Source organism: Peribacillus sp. TH27, from assembly GCF_016650915.1.
Lineage (GTDB): Bacteria > Bacillota > Bacilli > Bacillales > DSM-1321 > Peribacillus > Peribacillus butanolivorans.
In genome coordinates this window covers 1,065,542-1,085,248 of the sequence record NZ_JAEKEV010000002.1, presented here as the reverse complement: position 1 = coordinate 1,085,248, position 19,707 = coordinate 1,065,542, and the positions used below count along the sequence as shown (strand labels likewise).

General features: G+C 35.0%; 16 protein-coding genes and 2 pseudogenes. 10 read left to right on the top strand and 8 right to left on the bottom strand.

Annotated features, from left to right (window positions below; all coding sequences use genetic code 11):
* Positions 1-74: 74 nt before the first annotated feature.
* On the bottom strand, positions 75-572 hold the full coding sequence (locus JFU24_RS06515) for a hypothetical protein (protein ID WP_201249744.1): 498 nt from the start codon (positions 570-572) through the stop codon (positions 75-77).
* A gap of 731 nt (positions 573-1,303) precedes the next feature.
* Between JFU24_RS06515 and JFU24_RS06510 the strand changes: the two genes are divergently transcribed.
* The 4 genes and pseudogenes from JFU24_RS06510 to abc-f all read left to right on the top strand — a co-directional run bounded on the left by JFU24_RS06510 (position 1,304) and on the right by abc-f (position 5,679).
* A complete protein-coding gene (locus tag JFU24_RS06510; RefSeq protein WP_201249743.1) occupies positions 1,304-2,158 on the top strand; it encodes a hypothetical protein in 855 nt (284 codons plus the stop codon).
* Positions 2,159-2,229: 71 nt separating this feature from the next.
* Positions 2,230-3,159 carry a VanW family protein gene (locus JFU24_RS06505; RefSeq protein WP_201250887.1) on the top strand — a complete coding sequence of 310 codons (930 nt, stop codon included), beginning with the start codon at positions 2,230-2,232 and terminating at the stop codon, positions 3,157-3,159.
* A 46-nt stretch (positions 3,160-3,205) separates the two neighbouring features.
* A pseudogene (locus JFU24_RS30155) lies at positions 3,206-3,320 on the top strand (CoA-transferase); the annotation flags it as partial.
* A gap of 721 nt (positions 3,321-4,041) precedes the next feature.
* The gene (gene abc-f, locus JFU24_RS06500) at positions 4,042-5,679 is read left to right on the top strand and encodes a ribosomal protection-like ABC-F family protein (RefSeq protein WP_201249742.1); all 1,638 of its coding nucleotides are present in this window, start codon (positions 4,042-4,044) and stop codon (positions 5,677-5,679) included.
* Positions 5,680-6,090: 411 nt separating this feature from the next.
* Here abc-f and JFU24_RS06495 read toward each other — a convergent pair whose 3' ends face one another.
* The 3 genes from JFU24_RS06495 to JFU24_RS06485 form a co-directional block, all read right to left on the bottom strand.
* Positions 6,091-7,554: a sodium/proline symporter gene (locus tag JFU24_RS06495; RefSeq protein WP_201249741.1), complete on the bottom strand. Its 1,464-nt coding sequence runs from the start codon at positions 7,552-7,554 to the stop codon at positions 6,091-6,093.
* A gap of 203 nt (positions 7,555-7,757) precedes the next feature.
* Entirely contained in the window at positions 7,758-8,975 is a 1,218-nt protein-coding gene (locus JFU24_RS06490; protein ID WP_201224965.1) for a Zn-dependent hydrolase, read from the bottom strand.
* Positions 8,968-9,681 carry an L-2-amino-thiazoline-4-carboxylic acid hydrolase gene (locus JFU24_RS06485; protein WP_242485292.1) on the bottom strand — a complete coding sequence of 238 codons (714 nt, stop codon included), beginning with the start codon at positions 9,679-9,681 and terminating at the stop codon, positions 8,968-8,970. The genes JFU24_RS06490 and JFU24_RS06485 overlap by 8 nt, the downstream gene beginning before the upstream one ends.
* Positions 9,682-9,876: 195 nt before the next feature.
* Between JFU24_RS06485 and JFU24_RS06480 the strand changes: the two genes are divergently transcribed.
* The 3 genes and pseudogenes from JFU24_RS06480 to poxB all read left to right on the top strand — a co-directional run bounded on the left by JFU24_RS06480 (position 9,877) and on the right by poxB (position 14,066).
* Entirely contained in the window at positions 9,877-10,743 is an 867-nt protein-coding gene (locus JFU24_RS06480; protein WP_201181249.1) for a LysR family transcriptional regulator, read from the top strand.
* 402 nt (positions 10,744-11,145) lie between these two features.
* A pseudogene (locus tag JFU24_RS30150) lies at positions 11,146-11,305 on the top strand (histidinol-phosphate transaminase); the annotation flags it as partial.
* 1,036 nt (positions 11,306-12,341) lie between these two features.
* A complete protein-coding gene (gene poxB, locus JFU24_RS06475; protein ID WP_201249740.1) occupies positions 12,342-14,066 on the top strand; it encodes a ubiquinone-dependent pyruvate dehydrogenase in 1,725 nt (574 codons plus the stop codon).
* 746 nt (positions 14,067-14,812) lie between these two features.
* On the opposite strand, the gene JFU24_RS06470 is transcribed toward poxB, so the two are convergent.
* The 4 genes from JFU24_RS06470 to JFU24_RS06455 form a co-directional block, all read right to left on the bottom strand.
* Positions 14,813-15,904, bottom strand: a complete 1,092-nt coding sequence (locus JFU24_RS06470) for a CopD family protein (protein ID WP_201181246.1) — start codon at positions 15,902-15,904, stop codon at positions 14,813-14,815.
* 1 nt (position 15,905) lies between these two features.
* A complete protein-coding gene (locus tag JFU24_RS06465; protein WP_201224963.1) occupies positions 15,906-16,466 on the bottom strand; it encodes a copper resistance CopC family protein in 561 nt (186 codons plus the stop codon).
* A 500-nt stretch (positions 16,467-16,966) separates the two neighbouring features.
* On the bottom strand, positions 16,967-17,377 hold the full coding sequence (locus tag JFU24_RS06460; RefSeq protein WP_342214676.1) for a DUF4183 domain-containing protein: 411 nt from the start codon (positions 17,375-17,377) through the stop codon (positions 16,967-16,969).
* A gap of 428 nt (positions 17,378-17,805) precedes the next feature.
* The gene (locus JFU24_RS06455; RefSeq protein ID WP_116821842.1) at positions 17,806-18,444 is read right to left on the bottom strand and encodes a LexA family protein; all 639 of its coding nucleotides are present in this window, start codon (positions 18,442-18,444) and stop codon (positions 17,806-17,808) included.
* A gap of 134 nt (positions 18,445-18,578) precedes the next feature.
* On the opposite strand from JFU24_RS06455, the gene JFU24_RS06450 reads away from it, so the two are divergent.
* From JFU24_RS06450 to JFU24_RS31015, 3 genes are all read left to right on the top strand, one after another.
* Positions 18,579-18,803, top strand: coding sequence for a helix-turn-helix transcriptional regulator (locus JFU24_RS06450; RefSeq protein WP_309558928.1), 225 nt, complete (start codon positions 18,579-18,581; stop codon positions 18,801-18,803).
* A gap of 384 nt (positions 18,804-19,187) precedes the next feature.
* A complete protein-coding gene (locus tag JFU24_RS06445) occupies positions 19,188-19,403 on the top strand; it encodes a hypothetical protein (protein ID WP_056523836.1) in 216 nt (71 codons plus the stop codon).
* Positions 19,396-19,620 carry a YqaI family protein gene (locus JFU24_RS31015; protein WP_313889159.1) on the top strand — a complete coding sequence of 75 codons (225 nt, stop codon included), beginning with the start codon at positions 19,396-19,398 and terminating at the stop codon, positions 19,618-19,620. Before JFU24_RS06445 ends, JFU24_RS31015 begins: the two co-directional genes overlap by 8 nt.
* Positions 19,621-19,707: the final 87 nt, after the last annotated feature.

Sequence of the window (19,707 nt, the reverse complement as noted above, 5' to 3'; positions counted from 1 at the left end):
ATATTGTTTAGTAGCTTCCAATAAGGTCAATTATGTTAATTAGAGTTGCAAACGTTATTCAGAGTGGATTTATTCTATTCGAATATTAAAGAATCCCCAATATTATATTGTTTTTTATCAATAATTTTATCTTTTTTGTAAAAAATAACCTTGACCTCTTTTTCTTCAAAAGCTTTTATGATGGTATCTTCCGTTATCCCCTTAGAATAGAATATAAATTCGCTCTTGTATATATCAGAATTATCACTTTCTTTTTCGAAGGAATTCCCGAACCAATATCTCTGCTGATTATCAATTGTATTAATTACTTTCTTAAAGTCTGGTATATTTACTCTCTTCTTACTAGAACCATCTATCTGGAAGGTAAGAGAAAATTTTCTAAAGTCATCTTTTTTTTTAGGGTCTTTAAGGTAATTCACCTGTACTTCTTTAAATTCATCATCCGTTAATTTATCTATTTGAACATTCAAATTTACATTTTCCTCTTTACTAGTACTTTTATTACTACAAGTCCCCATAATAGCAATAATTAAGATTAATAAAATAGTTTTAATAAATAAAGCTTTTTTCATGTGATATCTTCTCTTAATTTATTTTTAACCATTATAAATAATCTAATGAACTGTTTCCCTTTTAAAGGGATTGTAAATGGGGCGAATTGTTAAAATGTCTGTGTCTTAACTTTCCTCTTTAGAAGGTACTAATTTTAAAGCTTTTATATTATCAAGGACACCATATCCATATTCATGAGGATTCCCAATTTTTCTGTTGCACCTGCAACATATGGTGTCGCCACAGAAGTTCCGTTTATATATATAATTATTGTCAATATACGTACTATAAACATTTTCACCTGGAGCCACTATATCCAACTCTCTACAGTATGCTTCTTGATAAAGTAGGATCAGCTGACAATAAATTAAGGCTAGCTCGGTGGAATGACGCGGTTCAGATCATTTAATAATCTATACAATTAGCATATGTCAATGCCACATATGTTAATTGTATAAAGAGTAATCGAAATGATAATTAAGGAGTATCGAAATGTATCCTTCCAGCTTGTCTTCCCCGGTAAGTGATGGAATAGGCTACCCGTTTATTTTGATTGGTGTTGTTTTCATAGTTTTTCGATTCATTCCATCTTATTAATACATTTAGGACTAAAGCTGATTCACTAAACGTGATTAGACCCTAATTGTTAAATTATATTTTTAACATCTTTATGGATGGATTTCCAAATATTTAAAGCTATTCAAATCATTGTTTCCAGAAATAATAAGAAAAAACATAATGGAGAAATCAAATGAAAAACAAAAAAATTTATCAAGTAGTTATTGTTACTTTTTTATTTGTGTTAATGATTAATCACACTGTTTATGCAATTGAATGGGAAGATGAAGATGTACCTATAAGCTTTAAAATTGAGATGTTGCCTTGGGAGATTGTAAATAACATTATTCCTAATAAAACAAATTTCACCATTATAGATATTGAAACTGGTTTATCATTTAAAGTACAACGAAGAGCAGGTAGCCATCATGCCGATGTACAGCCACTAACCAAGGAAGATACTCAAATCATGAAGAAAATTTATAATAATAAATGGAGTTGGAATAGAAGAGCTATTATTGTATTAATCAATAATCAAATGATTGCTGCATCTATGCATGGAATGCCACATGGCGCTGGTGCTCTTCAAAATGGTTTTTCAGGTCACTTCTGTGTTCATTTCTCTGGAAGTATAACGCATCGTTTGAAAAACGAAGATCTTTCTCATAAATTAATGGTATTGAAAGCGGCTGGTAAGCTTGACGATTATATAGAAACGGTAAGTCCCTATGAACTTATTCGTATTTTTACCATTTCCATTAATCAAGGAAATCAGAAATTATTAGCACTGACCTTATCAAATCCGAGTCATCTTAATCGTGTCAATAAACTTGTTGAAGATATTACATATTTTGGTGTGGTTGACCCTTTAAGACAACCACCTGAGCAACTAAATGGGGTATTTCTCGTGGATGTACCCGTTCAAGTAGCTATCTATAAGAAGAGAGAGGGCAAAGAAAAAAAGGTTATGCATTTTATGATCCGAAGGGACAGTTTGACTGATCGTTGGTTTATTGATCAAGATTCGCTCTATGAAGACTTAAAATAGGTTATGTAAAATGAGGAATACATGAAATGATAAATTCCAACCCATATTAAATTAATGTGGGGGTGGTTTCACTGAGATTAACATGGATTGCCGGCCTTTTACTATTCGTTCAACAAGTGTATATTCCTGACAGCTTATCGGTAACCCAGCAAGGGCAAACGATTGCTGTTGTCAAACGCGCTGATGTTTCTATGCCATTTCTTGATGTTCCTATGATGGACGTGGATAAATACAATCAGCTTATCGAAAAAATAGACCGTCATGTGTATCAAGAGCCTGTAAATGCCACAATCGACAAGAATGGTAATATTCTTCCTGGGCGGGTGGGTTACAAGTTATACCATCAAGCATTTAAAGAGCAATTTTTTTCCTTTCTATACGGACGTAGAGAACAGAAAGTTGAAGTTCCCTTACTTGCCATTCATCCAAAGGTTGATAACGAACTACTTGCTCAGATTCGTGTAAATAAGATTGGTGAATATAGAACCTATTTTAATGTGAATAATAAAAATCGTTATAATAATATTTCGCTCGCTACAGACGCCATTAATAATTATGTCGTGTTTCCAGAAGAGACGTTTTCTTTTAACCAAGCCGTTGGTAAGAGAACAGTGAACAAAGGATATTTGCCCGCTCGCGTTATCGTCAAAGGAGAGTTTTCTGAAGGGGTCGGTGGAGGGATTTGTCAGGTTTCATCCACTCTGTATAATGCCATCGACAATTCAGGGTTACAAATTATTCACCGCTATTCCCATACTAGGCATGTTCCTTATGTTCCACCAGGCCGCGATGCCACGGTAAGCTGGTATGGTCCTGATTTTAGCTTTAAAAACAAGTACAATCAACCAATCCTAATCCGAGCTACAACGCAAGAAGGCACTGTAAGTATCAGTGTTTACTCTTCAGATATGATAAATAATGAGACACGGAAAGTTCCCTATGCTTCAAGTCAGATATTAAAGGAAGCTTTGGATTATACGAATGTGAAAATTGTTGATTAAACAAGGGGCCCACCAATCTGTGCGGCCATATTATCTCGTTTTTTTTAGCGGTATGGAAGTAGCGGAAAATGGTGATCTGGCAAACTGGATGATCCCAGACAAGGTCTTCAAAGGACTTGAGTGGAGCGATGGATCTTGTCAACGGAGCGAAACACGTTATCGGAACATGTGAGTAAGCATAGCAAAAATACACATTGAACAAATGAAAGAAGCAGTTGGTGATGGTGTTGAATTAATAAGATATCGAGACATCAGCTTTTGTTTATTTAATAGCTTGCGCTGTTTTTACCATCATTGTAGCAGCGGGACTAGGTCTTTCCTTCAAAGATCCATTGTAATTAGCAGCGGAAAACAAACGTGACCAAACAATAAAGTAATGAATATGTATATCAAACTTTCAACTTTGTTATTCAAGCGATGTTACGAGGCAATTCATCATCAATTTATAGCTAATACCTTTATACAGTAAATTCTTACTGAATCATGGTATTAGTGTTTATTCAACTAAAATTAAATTTTATAATCGATTAATAAAGAGCTGATAATAATAGATGAAACAGAAAAATTCTGAAACGTTCGAGGAAATACTGAGTGGAGGAACGGAATAGTTTAACCAGATTTTTCTTTTCATTATTCGATTTTGTGGGTATAATATATTAAATCATATTAGAAGGGATGATGGGTGGCCGATGAAGTTCTAATCTTATTTCAAACATTTGAGAAAATTTTTCAAATTAAAAAATAGGATTAGTCTGCCCATTTTCCATATAATTTTTTAAGCTATTCATTAAATAGCTTATTTTCATTATGAAAAATGCAACTAATCCTTCCAAATTCATTTGGGAGGATTTTTTTCTCCCTTGAAAAAGAAAGGGTGATACGATGAAAGAAATCGTAAAATTAAATCAAATAAATTTAGAAATTATGGACCGTATTATATTTAAAGATCTTAACGCAACGATTGGTCGTGGAGAAGTGATTGGTCTAGTTGGCCGTAATGGTAGCGGAAAGTCCACGCTATTACAAATTTTACTTGGACATGTAAAACTATCTGAGGGACAGGTTGAATGGGAAAATAACAAAACCGAAGTCTTTTTAGTGGATCAGGAGAAACAAACATACGCATCTGAGCATGTTACACAATTAGAAGCTACTCTAATGGCGAAATGGCATATTCCAGATGTTCCTTACGAAGTGTTAAGTGGCGGAGAAAAGCTCAAAATTCGTCTTGCAAAAGGTTTCGCGTTAGCACCGCATTTACTCTTATTAGATGAACCAACAAACCATCTAGATATAGAAAGTACGGAGCTGTTAGTTAATCAAATAGAAAATTATACGGGTACAATCATTGTCGTTTCACATGACAGATATTTTTTGGATACTGTAGCGACGAAAATTTGGTCGATTGAAAATACGAAATTATTCGAGCAAAAAGGAAATTATACACATTATATAAAGATTCGAGAACAAAGAAGATTAACTCAACAAAGAGAGTACGAAAAACAACAAAGAAAAATGGAACTCGTAGAAAATCAAATAAACGAACTGACATCGTGGTCGCAAAAAGCGCATGCACAATCGACTAAGCAAGAAGGATTTAAAGAATATTACCGCCTAAAAGCGAAACGAATGGATTCTCAAGTCAAATCTAAGCGTAAACGTCTTGAGAAGGAACTTGAGAAGACAAAGGTTGAACGTGTTGAGGAAGATTATCTTGTTCGATTTTCGTTAGAAGCGAATACGAAGGTCGGCAAAAGATTTTTAGAGGTGAAAAACTTAAAAAAGGATTTTGGGGAACGAATATTATTTGAACAGACGAATTTTACAATTCAACACGGTGAAAAAGTAGCACTTATTGGCCCGAATGGTAGTGGGAAAACGACATTTTTAAATATCGTAATGGGCAATGAGTTTGCTGAAGGGGACATTTGGGTTTCCCCATCTGCGAATATTGGTTATTTAACGCAGCAAGTATTTGACTTGCCTCTAGAGGAAACGCCTGAACAATTATTTAAACGTGAAACATTTAAAGAACGGGGCAAGGTTCAGAATTTAATGAAGCATTTAGGATTTACAGCAAGTCAATGGTCTGAGCCAATTGAACAGATGAGTATGGGAGAGCGCGTGAAGTGTAAGCTTATGCTATATATACTGGAAGAAAAAGATGTACTAATTTTAGATGAACCGACAAACCATTTAGATTTGCCTTCGAGAGAACAATTGGAAAAAACGTTAGCGGAGTATATCGGTACGTTGGTCGTTGTTTCACACGATCAATATTTCTTGAGTAAAACGACTTCAGTTCAGTTGATTTTTGAAAATCACCGTATACAAAAGAAATTAAAGCAGTCAAATGAAAAGGTTGATTCACTTGCAGAACAGCGCTTAAAGCTTGAAACAGAACGACAAGAAGTATTAGGGAAATTGAGCTTTTTATCATCCAAAAGCCCAGAGTATATAGAACTCGATCAAAGATTCAATGAACTTACAAAAAAGATTAAGGGATTAGAAAATCTATAATTCAGTAACGAATGCACTTTAGTGGAAATTAAACGAATTTGATTTTAGTTTTATTAATTGTATTTACTCTGAACGAATCATATTAAAGAGCTTAAAAAGGAGGTACTACGTTTTAGATAGTATCTCCTTTGGGTTTCTTAAAGCAAAATAAAAGACTTTATTATCTCTATACAGCTGCCAGTTTATCTGCTATTTGTATTGCCATTCAGTTAGCTCTCCTTTATTAGGTCTTGATAATTTCAAAATGGAGTAAATTTATTACTTAGGGTACAACTTTGTATTACATCCACAACAGACTCTTTTAAATCCAAAAAAACCTGTAATCCTTGAGAGACAAGGATTACAAGGTTTATATAAGGTAATTCTGATTTGAACTAGCAACTGTCAATCCTTCCAACCTATTTGGAACAATTAAGAAGCTAATTTAGCTGATTTTGAAACTTTTTCAGGAAACCATAAACTCACTACAATACCAACAATAAGACAGATAAAGAAAGTGGCCGCTTTAGCAGTCACGATGGCTTCTAAAGGAGAAGTGGTCCACAGGATGGCACTGATAAACCCTGTAATAATAGTGGCTACTACGCCTGTACCAGATGTTTTTTTCCAAAAGAATATAAGTAAAATGACGGCAGAAAATGTATTGCCGACTCCTGCCCAAGCAAAACTGACCATATTATAAATAATGGAGCCAGATGCTAACGAAACAACAATACCTACAAGACCAGCTACAATGGCAATGCAACGAGATAATTTCACTAAGGTTTGACTCTTTATCGTCATACCCATTGCTTTATGAACAATATCTTCACTTACTGATGTTGTAATAACGAGTAATTGAGAAGAAGCTGTTGACATGATAGCAGCTAAAATTCCTGCAATGATGATTCCTGCAACCCATGGTGGCAACAAATCGAATACCATATGAGGCAAAATCATTTCAGAATCTTCAATCGTTCCTTGTTTATAGATAACGGAAGCAAAAATGGCAGATAAAAAGGCACCGACGTAGACAATTAATGTCCAAATAATCGCAACAATTTTTCCTGTTTTTAGTTCTTTTTCATCCTTTAACGCCATAAAGCGAGAACTTAATTGCGGCTGTCCGCCAAGCCAGCCAAAGAACCAAGAAAGGTTTGTAAATAGCATGGCTCCGATGGCTAGTCCAGATAATCCTCCGATCCAACTATCTGCACCACTTCCCATTGAACTTAAGGTATACGAAATCGATAAATCATTTTGTTGAATTTCAAAAAATCCTGCAATTGGAACGATAATAAACGCTAAAACCATTAAAAAACTTTGAATTGTATCAGTCCATACAACTGACATAAACCCACCCATACAAGAGTAGGCAATAATGATGAGGGCAACTACAATGGTTCCTACCGTAATATTAAGTCCAGAAAAAGAATAAAGAGTTTTACCAACACCGGAAAATTGAGCTGCTAAGTAGCAAGTAAAAAATATGACCATAATGATCGATGACAACCAACGAATCAAATTAGTGTGATTAGGAAATTTCACAGCTATATAGTCGGTTAATGTATACACTTTATATTTTTTTGTTTCATTCATAAATCTTTTGGCTAAAAAGAGCCAAGAAAAGAGGACGCCTATAAACATTCCCGATAAGATCCATATTCCTGACAAACCTGTTACATAAATAAAACCTACTGCCCCTAAGAACATATAGGCGGATTCACCTGTAGCTCTTTCAGAAAAAGCTAGTGCCCAACCAGGTAACTTATTTCCTCCGAGAAAATAATCAGCGTGGTCCAATTTTTTTCTACTAAAGAGCACACCCACTCCAAGCATTAAGAGAAGGTAAATGATGATTTCGGCAAAAACAATCGAAGATCCTGAAAAATTCATTTTATTATCTCCTTTATAAATTATATTAAACAAAGTTGTATAGTGAGAATAAATACAAAATTTTTTTCCCATCAGGGATTATTCATGGTTAACAACTAATTTCAAAAACATGATTTAACCCTTGATTTATATAAATAACAGAGCCAGATTTTGAAAGAGTATAATCATAAACAGGCTCTGAACATACTACAATGATATATTCTTTAGTTTTGGTCTAATTGTAGAATTGTTAAATATAAGACTTTAGCGGCTTTTTCAATATCTTGCTCTGAAGAAAATTCTCTTGGATTATGACTGATCCCATCTTTCGATCTAACAAAAATCATACCAATTGGGAATCGATTTTTAAACTGCATGGCATCATGTCCGGCACCACTAGGTAAAGAGACGATGGATTCACCTAATTCTTGAATACTTTCCTTTATGACATCTTGAATGTTGTCTTCACAACGAACAGGTGCAACACGTTGTAATACAGAGATTTCTAAGTGTAATTGTCGATCATTAGCTATCTTTTTCGCGAATTTTCTAATCTCTTGTTCGACTTGATCTCTGGTTTTTTCATCGATATCTCTAATATCAATTGTCCATTCCACCTCACCAGGAATGACGTTCACGCCGTTTGGTTTTACAGAAAGTTTGCCCACAGTAGCTACAGATGAAGGGGACTCCTTAGCTATTTTTTCAACCTCTGCAATAATTAAACTTGCTCCTACTAAAGCATCTTGTCTTTGATTCATCGGTGTTGCACCAGCATGCTCTGACAGTCCTGTTAATTTGAACTGAAGCCACACTGGACCAGCGATACCAGTTACATTACCTACTGCTGCTTCATTATTTTCAAGAATCTTTCCTTGTTCGATATGTACTTCTAAATAGCACTTTACGTTTTCTATTTTCGCACTTTGGAGATGCTGCTTTTCTAATCCATAATCCCTCATGGCTTGTTCAATCGATATCCCTTGATTATCTACTTTTTTTAAATCATTGGATGTCAATGTACCTGCGACAGCTCGGCTCCCAATCATACCAAAGCCAAAACGGGTTCCTTCCTCATCCTTAAAGGCAACAATTTTAACGGGATGTTTCAGTTCAATTTCTTTTTCTTTTAACGAATGTATGACTTCAATGGCGGTTAAGACTCCTAAACTCCCATCATACTTTCCGCCATTTGGAACGGTATCAATATGTGAACCTATTAAAATAGTGGGTAAATCATCCGTAGCCTCTTGACTCCCAATCAGATTGCCCACTGTATCATAATGGACGGTTAAACCAGCAGATTCCATATATTGTTTGACTCGTTCATTTGCTCGTCTCTCATCACTTGTATAAGAAAACCGATTTATGCCACCTTCCATTGTTTTTCCAATGATAGATAACTCTTCTAAATGGGTATTTAATCGCTTGATATTAATCATTTTTTTTCTCTGAATCTTTTAATTGAAAACGAAAATGACATTGTCCTTCTTTTAACACAAATTGATCATGTACGACGTTAAATTTATTGTTAAAACCATGAGCAATTGCATCATCTATCACCCTACAATAAACAAGTCCGTAAGAATGCATATCGTCATCAGCCCATTGTTGGCCTAATGGACATACTGTAAATGTTTGCTCGATTTCCTCAGGTTTATTCACCGTTTCAATGGTAAACAAATCACTTCGCCCCATATCGTAGTTTGTTAAGTATTGATCAATTGTGTTGTCTGCCCCATTCACTCTGGCTCTTTGTGCAATACCACGACCACGCTTTTCACCAAATTGCCATATACCTTCTTGAATAGCTTCTTCTCCTTCATCGCCATAAGTATCTACTATAGCTTTCGTAATTTGGGCAAATAATCTTGCAAATAGGGCAAAGGGTGTAAGATTTCCATACTTATTTTGACTGTTATGATCTTTAGGAATATAGTCAAATAACGTATGGTTTTCTCTTTCTGTCGTTGCTTTTATCGCAATCTCTTCCGCGTCTTTATATCCAAAATTATCAATTCCTTGTTGCAGTAATGCCTTTCCATTTTCTTTATATTTCGAAACAATGATTTTTTCTATTTCTGTAAATAATTTAGCTGTCATGACTTCCATGGAATATGGTGGGATAACATGATTCGTTTTACTCAATATAAACACTCACTTTCTATTTTTCATTTTTTAGTATAATCCTAGCTTTCGTTTAAGTTAGTTTTCTAAATTTATAAAACCGATAAATTTACTAGCAATTGATTAATTGTTATTATAAATTCAATTCTTTATATAAATCAAATGAATAATTGTAATATAAAATATGAAAAAAATTAATAGTTGGAGTGACTATGAATGACACTGATCAAATATGAGATCTTTAGAACCGTTGTAGAAACAGGAAGTCTATCGAAAGCAGCGGAAGTAGTTGGATTAACTCAATCAGCTGTAAGTCATGCAATCGCAAGTCTTGAGTCCGACTTCGGTTTTTCGTTGATTACTCGGGGACGTTTAGGTATTCATTTAACCAGCAATGGAGAAAAAATGCTGCTTTATATGCGAGAAATATTAAAATGGAATGAGCTGATGATGCAGGAAGTATCTAAAATTAATGGACTAGAAACAGGTATCGTACGAATCGGTACACTTCCGAGTGTGTCTATTCAATGGTTGCCTATGATTATTAAGCAATTTAATAAAGATTTCCCGTACATTGAAATAAAACTATTTGAAGGAGATTACGATGAAATTGATCAATGGATCTCGGATGGAACCATTGATTTTGGTTTTATGTCCTTGCCAGTTTCAAAGGCATATGAAGTGATTCCGTTAAAAAAAGATAGACTATTGTGTATTTTACCTGATACGCACCCTCTAAATCAGCAGGATATCATTTACTTAGATCAACTCAAAGATGAATCTTTTATCATGCCTAAATCAAGCATCGATAAGGATGTTCGAAGAATTTTGAAAGAACACAAAATCAAACCAAAAATCAAATATGAAATCGCTGAAGATCAGGCGATCATTTCCATGGTGCAAAATGGTCTTGGAATCAGTATCCTCCCTGAAATGATACTGTATCGAATCCACGAGAGTATTCGAATAATCCCTTTGGAAGGTAATTATTATCGCTCCATTGGAATTGCAGCCACTTCCTTACGTTATATGTCACCAGGATCGAAAAAACTAATTGAGTTTATTCAGGAATGGTTAAAATGAAAACAGCTCTTTAGCACATAAACAAACTATTTGTCGTTGTCACACTTGTATTAATTGTATATTTTCAATAAATGAACAGAAAAGGTTTGCGGAAGCATCTTATATCAACTGAGGATCATGATGTTTTCATGATTCTTTTTTATTAATTAAAAGTTAATAGATGGTAAAAAAATTGTTTAATTGAATGATGATAAAAATATTAAATCTTTTATTATTATAGAGTCGATTCTAATCTACCAATCACATTAATGGCTAAATAATGATTATTTATTGGTTAAATGAGTGAATTGTTTCAGAATTACCTCTTTATCATGGGATTTTTCTTATAGGAAAATTTAAAATCTTTTTATAGTTTGTTTTAGTAGATGAGTAAAAAACTAAATCGATTTGAAGGAGTAGGCAATGTACAACACCAATCAGATAAGGTCTCGTAAAGCACTGGATAAACTTAAGCCGTATACACCAGGTAAACCATTATGGGAAGTTCAAAAAAAAATTAGGGCTGAAAAGGGTTATTAAATTAGCTTCTAATGAGAATCCTATTGGACCATCACCCAAAGCAGGTTTAATCAAAAACGTTCAACAAACTTATATTCTACGGCACATAAAAGAATCCATTTTGAAAAAAGGTTGATCAAAATGGATTCTTATCTTTTTGAATGAATATTCCGTTTTATAAATAAGTTTGATTAAAAATCACTTAGAATTCTTTATTCGAAAAGGAATGAAACGCCAAAAAGGTTATTTCAAAATTAAAAGAGCCAATGTTATTTTATATGCTAATGACATAGATAGAAAAAATGGCATGTACAGAGAATTCGAGATGAAGATTGATGGGGGAACAAGATATTTTCCTTATTGGGTGAATGTAACCAATCCTTCATATGCCCCATGAATCCTATACAATGACTTAAATCAAGATAAGAAGAAGGATTTAACTATTGTATTAACAAAGGGTTATGGCACAGAGGCTTTAGATAGTGAAGTCCATGTACTAAAAAAACCCAAACCAATATAGGCGAGATTTATGAAGAGGTTCTAGTAGACAATCCTATAGCGATTATTTTGAAAAATTAAAACAAAACTGACACAACATGAAGCTGTAGTGTCAATTGGCGAAAAGAAAACGGTAATTAATATCGAAAAGTTTCAAATCCCCCAGACCATTTGTTTAATGATGTTGCTTTTGGCAGTATCGTCAAATTTGATGTGGTTGATAATCATTTGGTGGCTTCTGTAGGTGGTCAAATTACTCCCGCCATGTTCATTGGTACGATTGAAATTTCTTATGAATTTCAAGATAAAATGTATCAAGCATAGAAGATTGAGTATAAATCAGAACAAATAAGTTGATACGAACTTTTTCAACTAACAGGTGCGTTAGCTTAAGATCGGAGCTGTCTTTAAGGCAGCTTTTTCAATAATGATAAGTCGAAACTCCGCCTTAGTGAAAGGATGTTTACATCAACAGAATATTAAACAGTAAAAAGGAAACCTTAATGTTAATAAATTGAAATTAATAGTAGGATTATTATTTTGTTAAGACGCAGGTAATAAAATACAAGATTTTTATATTTACTAAGGAGGAAAGGAAAAGGATGAAACAAACAATAGCAGATTTACTGATTGATTCTTTGCTGAACGCTGGAGTAAAACGGATTTACGGGATAGTGGGTGACTCACTGAACGCTGTTTTAGATTCCATTCGCCGTTCGGGGAAGATTGATTGGATATCGATGAGGCATGAGGAGGTTGCAGCCTTCGCTGCGGGTTCTGACGCATTATTAAGTAACAGTATCGCAGTTTGTGCAGGAAGCAGTGGCCCGGGGAATCTTCACCTAATCAATGGACTTTACGATTGTCATCGAAGTCGAATACCAGTGTTGGCTATTGCGGCACATATACCAAGTAATGAAATTGGAGGAGACTATTTCCAACAAACAAATCCTGAGCATTTATTCAAGGAGTGCAGTCATTTCTGTGAGGTTGTGACAAAACCTGAACAGATGCCCCGCATGGTTACGATGGCTCTACAACATTCCATTTCACGAAAAGGTGTCTCTGTCCTCGTTCTTCCTGGAGATGTTGCTTTACTCGCTGACAATGAAAGTGTTCCTGAACAGGTAATCCACATAACACAGCCGGTTGTTCGGCCATCTGATGAAGAGTTAAAACGCCTGTCAGAATATCTTAATAGTGGTAAACGCATCACATTATTGTGCGGGGCAGGATGTGAAGGAGCCCACGCTCAGTTGATGCAGCTTTGTGACAAACTTAAGTCGCCAATGGTCATTGCACTTAGAGGGAAAGAACATCTTGAGTATGATAATCCATATTTGGTGGGACTAACGGGTCTTATTGGATATTCATCTGGATATCATGCCATGATGGATTGTGATGTATTATTAATGCTTGGTACCGACTTCCCGTATAGGCAATTTTTACCCAAAAAATCTATTATTTTACAAGTTGATATTCGAGCGGAACATTTAGGCCGCCGAGCAGCTTTAACCTTTGGACTTTGTGGAGACGTTAAATATACAGTTGAATCACTTCTTCCTCTTTTAAGTGAAACACATGACACTCATCATCTAGATAAATTTGTTTCAAATTATCGGGATGTTCGCAGGGGATTGGATAAGCTTGCAATAGGGAAGCCAGGAAGGATGCCGATTCATCCGCAATTTCTTACTAAAGTAATAAGCAATCTCGCCAGTGAGGGCACAGTGTTTACATGTGATGTAGGTACACCAACTTTATGGGCTGCACGATACCTGGAAATGAACGGAAAAAGACGACTTCTGGGATCTTTCAATCACGGAACGATGGCAAATGCTTTGCCTCAGGCAATTGGAGCCCAGGCTGCGAGACCGGAAGTTCAAGTAGTGGCACTGTCTGGAGATGGAGGACTCTCAATGTTAATGGGTGATTTATTGACGCTTCGGCAGCATAAATTACCGGTAAAAGTAGTTGTATTTAACAACAATGCTCTAGGTTTCGTAGAACTCGAGATGAAGTCTTCAGGCTACCTAGAAACAGGGACAGGTCTTGAGAATCCAAACTTCGCTGATGTTGCCCAGGCGATGGGAATAGAAGGAATTCGTGTAGAAGACCCGGCAGATCTTGAGAATGCGGTGAAACGAGCGTTTTCACATAACGGCCCAGTTGTACTTGACGTGGTAGTAAACCGCCAGGAGCTTTCACTTCCGCCTAGTATCAAATTAGAACAGGCACAAGGATTCACTCTTTGGATGCTTAAAGCTGTGCTGAATGGCCAGGGTAATGATATTGTGGAGCTGGCTAAGACCAATCTCATCCGATAGTATGTAAGTAAGAGGCAAGTGTTAATAGAAAGCAAATAAGGTGAAGGTTAAAACATAAAAAAATGCAGGCAGGTTGAACATTAGCCTGCTCTGATACTGTAAAATAAAAGGGCTGTGTAAATCTGCATGAGCACAAATAGGGCCTCACATTCTTTTTTCTATGTCTTCTTAAAATAGAAATTATTTCTTTTGTGGGTTCTACGAGGGATGCCGAAATAATAAACGAGTCGCTACTTTTGGTGGTAAAAGAACCACATGATCATTATGCCTGATGCTGATTTAGATCAAACCGTTAATGCCTTCCTAGGTGCGACTGGTATGGATTTAGCTAGCTTCCCAATTTTAAGACCTTTTGCTAAAGTGGCATGATATATATTCCTATAATATCTATTTCAAAGAAAACCTCGATAGAATATATGAATAATCTGTAATCCGTAAATATCTGTCCAACCCAATTTTTGTTTTTTTAAGACTTTCAAAAATTAAGGGTTAAAAATGAAGTATAGATAGACAAAGGGAAACGATCATACTGATGGAAATTAAACATGAAGATTGCAAAAAAGACCGCCTATCTGGCGATCTTTTGAATCTACGTATTAAAAAACTAAGCAGCATCTTTTATCTCTCTTGTTTTGTTAGCAAATAGTTTTTCTATAAGAGTTGTCATAATATACCATACGCCCCATATCTTCCTGCATTTATATCAGAAACTAGTAAATACAAGGGGAGTAATTTATTAGTAATTTTTATTGGAGTCCTAATATGAGAGATAAATAAACGCATAGCACTAATAGGATACACATAAAAAAAGAAACGACAGCAGGGGCTTTCTTGGTGAATGAAAAAATGGTTAAAACTAAGAATAAAAGGGCTAACAAAATAAGAGACATACTTGTTGAGTTTAGAACAAGTTGAACAGTCATTTCTGGCTGAAACTGCCCTTGATAAAACATCGTAAATAATTTAGAAACCACTTCACTTGTTACAGTTGTTTCGTGTGGTGGTGATTGTTGTCCTAATGCTGCAGTTGCTGAAAATATAAGCAGAATTACGATACTTTCTACTCTTGCCCAAGGTTTTGGATTAAAGTTTATATCTTTCTCTAATTTCCTTTTCATAAGAATACTATTGATTAATGCGTAAACCATTAAAGGAATAATCAATATATGTTTAAACAATAGGGCTTGTCCATAAGGAATCATCCAAGAATTGGGATAATCCTTAAACTCAACAACAAAGGTCATTAGTATAAGACCTGTCACAATAGTACTTGCAAAGCAAACAATAGCAACAGGTGTAAACCATTTTAAGAAATTCAACCAATTAGAATGATTTTTTGAAAACCAACTAACAACGATTAGTATCCCTGTCCAAACACTAACAGCAGTAAAATGGGCTGATTGATTTAAAAAGCCCTTCACCTGATCATACGAACTGGCATGACTTGACCAACCAAGTGCAAGAATTAATATGAGCGTGAAGATAATCCCAATGTAAGAATAGAGAGCCCTTTTTCGATAATCAAACCAAACCACTAAAATAAATAATAAATTTGAGAAAATGTAAGTAAAAACCCACGCTTTTCCTACTTCAAATGTAAAAAGAACAGACTGAAAAGTTTGTGCAAATCCAATATCCTCATATAGGTATAAAATCAATTGTAAAACGGGGATAAACGAAAAGATGGCTATACCCCCTATAGCCATCATTAAATAACCCTTTGGTACGTTTATATCCGGTCGATAAGAGCTTGGCACAAGATATAAGAGAAAGCTACCGATGAGAAGAGCAAAGCAAAGATATAACAATGCCTCACTAATGATTCCTATTAAAAACATTTTATTTTTTCCTTCTCAATACCCATATGAAACTTCCAACAACGATCACAATTAATACACCAATGATAGATGGAATTATATAGGAGGGCAATTTGTTTTGTTCAATTTCTTCTTTTGGTTCATTTGCTGTTTTTGGTTTATTTTCTTCTACTTGTTTCGCATCTTCTTTTTTTGGTTCCTTTTGTACTTCTGCAGGAGTTTCAGTAACAGGCATATCTACCGAGAAGGAAAAATCTCCATCAATAGGATGCCCATCTGCTCCGATAATCTTCCATTTCGCTTGATATTTCCCATTCTCTAAAGGATTTGAAAAACTACCTATCATTTTATTCTCTGTTATAGAGATATTTTTAACAGGTATTGAATCTCCATTTAAATTTTGAATCTCAAATGTACTGTTCTGTTCTATCTTTGATTCAAAAGTTAATGTGATTTCTTGCAATTCCTCTTTAACGATAGCTCCATTTTGAGGAGATGAGCTTTCTAAACCAGTGTGAGCCAAAGCATTGTTTACAAATGCTAGGAAGAATATAAACGTAAATAAAAATAACTTTTTTATCATAATTAACCTCCAAATAGTAATAACGCACTCATTGTATCAGAGTGGGTATTATATTCAAACCATCATTACAACAAATTTTCGACAAATTGGCAAACTCGGCATAAACAAAATATTTGAATGTGGTGGAACAATAGGAGTGAAAAGATTTTATTTTCAACTCAAAATGACAATAGTGAGGACTTTTTGATAGGACGAGGAAAAGGGAAATCGAGTAAAAGAGGAATTGAAAAAAATTCTATCAACCTTTAATTGCACCCTTTTTTCAGCACCCCAATTCACTCACTTTTATAAAAATTTAATACTCGTTAACATCGCAATGTAAAAGGGAAACACAAGCAAAACACCTCAAAATAATCCCATCCATGCGCTTGTTTTTCGATAACTAACGAATAGATAAATTAAGAAAAGTATCGATAAATAGAAATATTGCTGATACAATTCTACAACTCAAATGTAAGAGTAACTATACATGCAATTTGGGAGAGAGAAGGTTTATCCCCTTATTCTTCAGAGGTCTTTAATGGATTAATTGATAACAGTTGTATCGCTCGTGGGTATGAATTTTGTTCAATAGTTGAACCAGCAGGAACTGTAATTACTAATTGCCCTACACCTGCACCTCCAGGAGTATAGGTTAATAGATCATCCATCTGCAGTACACAATTAACATAACCATTAAAGTAACTATTATGTGTTGCTAAAGCTGGTAGTGTAGAAGCATCTGCTCCTGTGTCAGTCCAGAAGTCTTCAACTGCAATTCTTAAATTCCCTGCACCTGTAACAGTGGCAGTAACTTCATTGAAGAACCTTACAACAGATGGAAACAACGCAACTTGTGCAATAGGAAGTGAAAGCCTCTGACGGGATTCGAACCCGCACTCCTTTCGTAAGCATAGGATAGGGGAGAACACGCTTCCCTACGGATTTTCACCGGCAGGAATTGCACCTGCCTCAGCTTATTTGCTTTTCGGTGCTTCTGAAACCCTTACCTTGCGACCCGGTGGCTACAATGTTTTCCGGCGCTCTTCCCTTCTAGAGCTACAGAGGCGAAATATAATACTCTAATTTTACGAATCTTATAAGTGGTTGTGAACGATAGTATAACCGAAATTAAAGAATGAAAAACCTGACTTGTTAAATATTAGAATCCTACGATAAAAAAGGGTTCTTCTTATTGTGCGGTAGATTTTGTGGGATTGCTGCAAAAATTAATAATGGTCCAACCTGGTTGATAGATGAAAATGACCAGGGCTTCCTTGATAGAGAAATAAATTAAATGACAAAACATCTAAAAGAGGGTGAACCTTCGCCCAACTTTAAATGCTCACGATTGGAATTATCAATCGTATATTTTTATTGCTTGAACTACTTTTCCTAATATTCGAACCCGATCTTTGTTGATATTATAAGTTTTTTCTTCATAAAATGGATCTGTGCTGGATGGAATCAGTGTGATGTTTTCTTCGAAAATGTTCACTTTTTTGACTGTAGCATCATGACCATTTACTAAGACCACACCAATTTTACCGCTTTCAACATAGGTTGTTTTTTCAACTAGGATAAGTGAACCGTCGCTGAATTCTTTATTCATGCTGTTGCCATTTACCTTAAGATAAAAATATTCTTTGTTTGTTTCAAGCATAGAATTTAATGTCGGCATATATGCTTCTATATACTCTCGGGCAAAATTGGGTTCACCAGCAGGGATATTGCCGTAAACACCAATTAATCTGACGTTCTTCTCGTTTAAATATTCCATTGAAGGATTATCTTCAACTGTAGGTGATCCTTCAATGAGGTGGGAAAGCGGTATATCAAAGCAAGTAGACATCAGGCTTAATTTATCCATTAAAGGTTTGTTACGCCCCGATTCCCAGGCTGATACTGCTGTAGGAGCAACTTTTAATATTTTTGCTAAATCTTCTTGGGTCATTCTTCGTTCTTTTCTTAACTTTTTAATTCGTTCTCCAATGTGCATATTTCTTCACCTCTACCTTGAATATACACTATGAGTGAATATGAGTAAACTTAAAGTGTGTGAATTTTACAACAATTTGTTGTTAACTATACTTCAAGTGTGATATTCTTTTTTTAGACAGGAGGTGACAAGATGTGACAAATGTAAAATTTACAATCAAACAGGCGAGAAAGTATAAAGGTTTAACACAAGAAGAAATGGCAAAAGTGCTAGGAATGGCCAAGAGAACCTATATCGATTACGAGCAATATAAAATTCCTTTACGTATTGATAAGGCTTTTTTGTTTGCAGAGTGTGTTGGTTTTTCGATTGACGATATCATTTTTTTTGACCCTAACATACACTTTAAGTGTAGTTAAGGGGCAAGTTTACTATCTGGCTTAACAACAAGTGATTGAGCAACCCTTTTTGAATGGGGTAATAAAACCACTCAATTATATGGAACAAATGCGAACATTTTAGGATACAAAAGAACATTGCTTCAAACATCTTTGGGTGAATGGACTATCTAACAGTTCGGAAAATAAAACACTTGTATAACAATATGGCTGATGGTCGTTTTAAAGGAATTAAGTCATATGAGTGATGTTATCTTTTGGTTAATGACTGAAGAAGCCGGCTTTATTATATTGAAAATCATCCGAACGTGCCACTGTGCCACTGGAAAACCAGACTAAAAATAGAGTTTTCTCAAAAATCCATACTTATGATGATTTGAGAAAACAATTGGGAGGGTGGATAAAGTGGAAAGAGAAATTAAATCATTTGAGGTAGTTTCAGGAGCCGTTGTTAATACCATTTCGATTGGTAGAGAATTTGGTGGAGAAGTTGTTGAGGACATTATCTTACACGATGGAGTATTCAAATTGTTTAATCGCAAGGACGAGCTTATCACAGAAATTAATTTACCTGTTGTTGGTGTGAAATACGAGTATAAAGGAGGCGAGTTAAGTGCCTAAAGAAATCAAACATCCAAAAATTTCTCAGACTCTAAAGATAGGTTTTCTTAGCTTTAAAGCGCAACCAGAACATGCAGGCATTGATTATTATGGCCATGGAATTTTATTGGGTGATTCAATTGTAATGGATCCATCCACAGGTGAAGTTGTGTTGAAAGTAAACCTAGATAGTTACCTTAGTGAAGTTTATGGTTTTTCATTTAAAACTGCTGATTAAAAAAGAACTCTTGGATCAAATCCAGAAAGACAATCTATTTGTTTTTGGAAGGCAACATGAGTTATCGAAAAGAAAGGATTTAATTAC

Coding starts and splice junctions, on each gene's coding strand:
- JFU24_RS06515 (WP_201249744.1), bottom strand. CDS start 572: ATGAAAAAAGCTTTATTTATTAAAACTATTTTATTAATCTTAATTATT.
- JFU24_RS06510 (WP_201249743.1), top strand. CDS start 1,304: ATGAAAAACAAAAAAATTTATCAAGTAGTTATTGTTACTTTTTTATTT.
- abc-f (WP_201249742.1), top strand. CDS start 4,042: ATGAAAGAAATCGTAAAATTAAATCAAATAAATTTAGAAATTATGGAC.
- JFU24_RS06495 (WP_201249741.1), bottom strand. CDS start 7,554: ATGAATTTTTCAGGATCTTCGATTGTTTTTGCCGAAATCATCATTTAC.
- JFU24_RS06490 (WP_201224965.1), bottom strand. CDS start 8,975: ATGATTAATATCAAGCGATTAAATACCCATTTAGAAGAGTTATCTATC.
- JFU24_RS06480 (WP_201181249.1), top strand. CDS start 9,877: ATGACACTGATCAAATATGAGATCTTTAGAACCGTTGTAGAAACAGGA.
- poxB (WP_201249740.1), top strand. CDS start 12,342: ATGAAACAAACAATAGCAGATTTACTGATTGATTCTTTGCTGAACGCT.
- JFU24_RS06470 (WP_201181246.1), bottom strand. CDS start 15,904: ATGTTTTTAATAGGAATCATTAGTGAGGCATTGTTATATCTTTGCTTT.
- JFU24_RS06465 (WP_201224963.1), bottom strand. CDS start 16,466: ATGATAAAAAAGTTATTTTTATTTACGTTTATATTCTTCCTAGCATTT.
- JFU24_RS06455 (WP_116821842.1), bottom strand. CDS start 18,444: ATGCACATTGGAGAACGAATTAAAAAGTTAAGAAAAGAACGAAGAATG.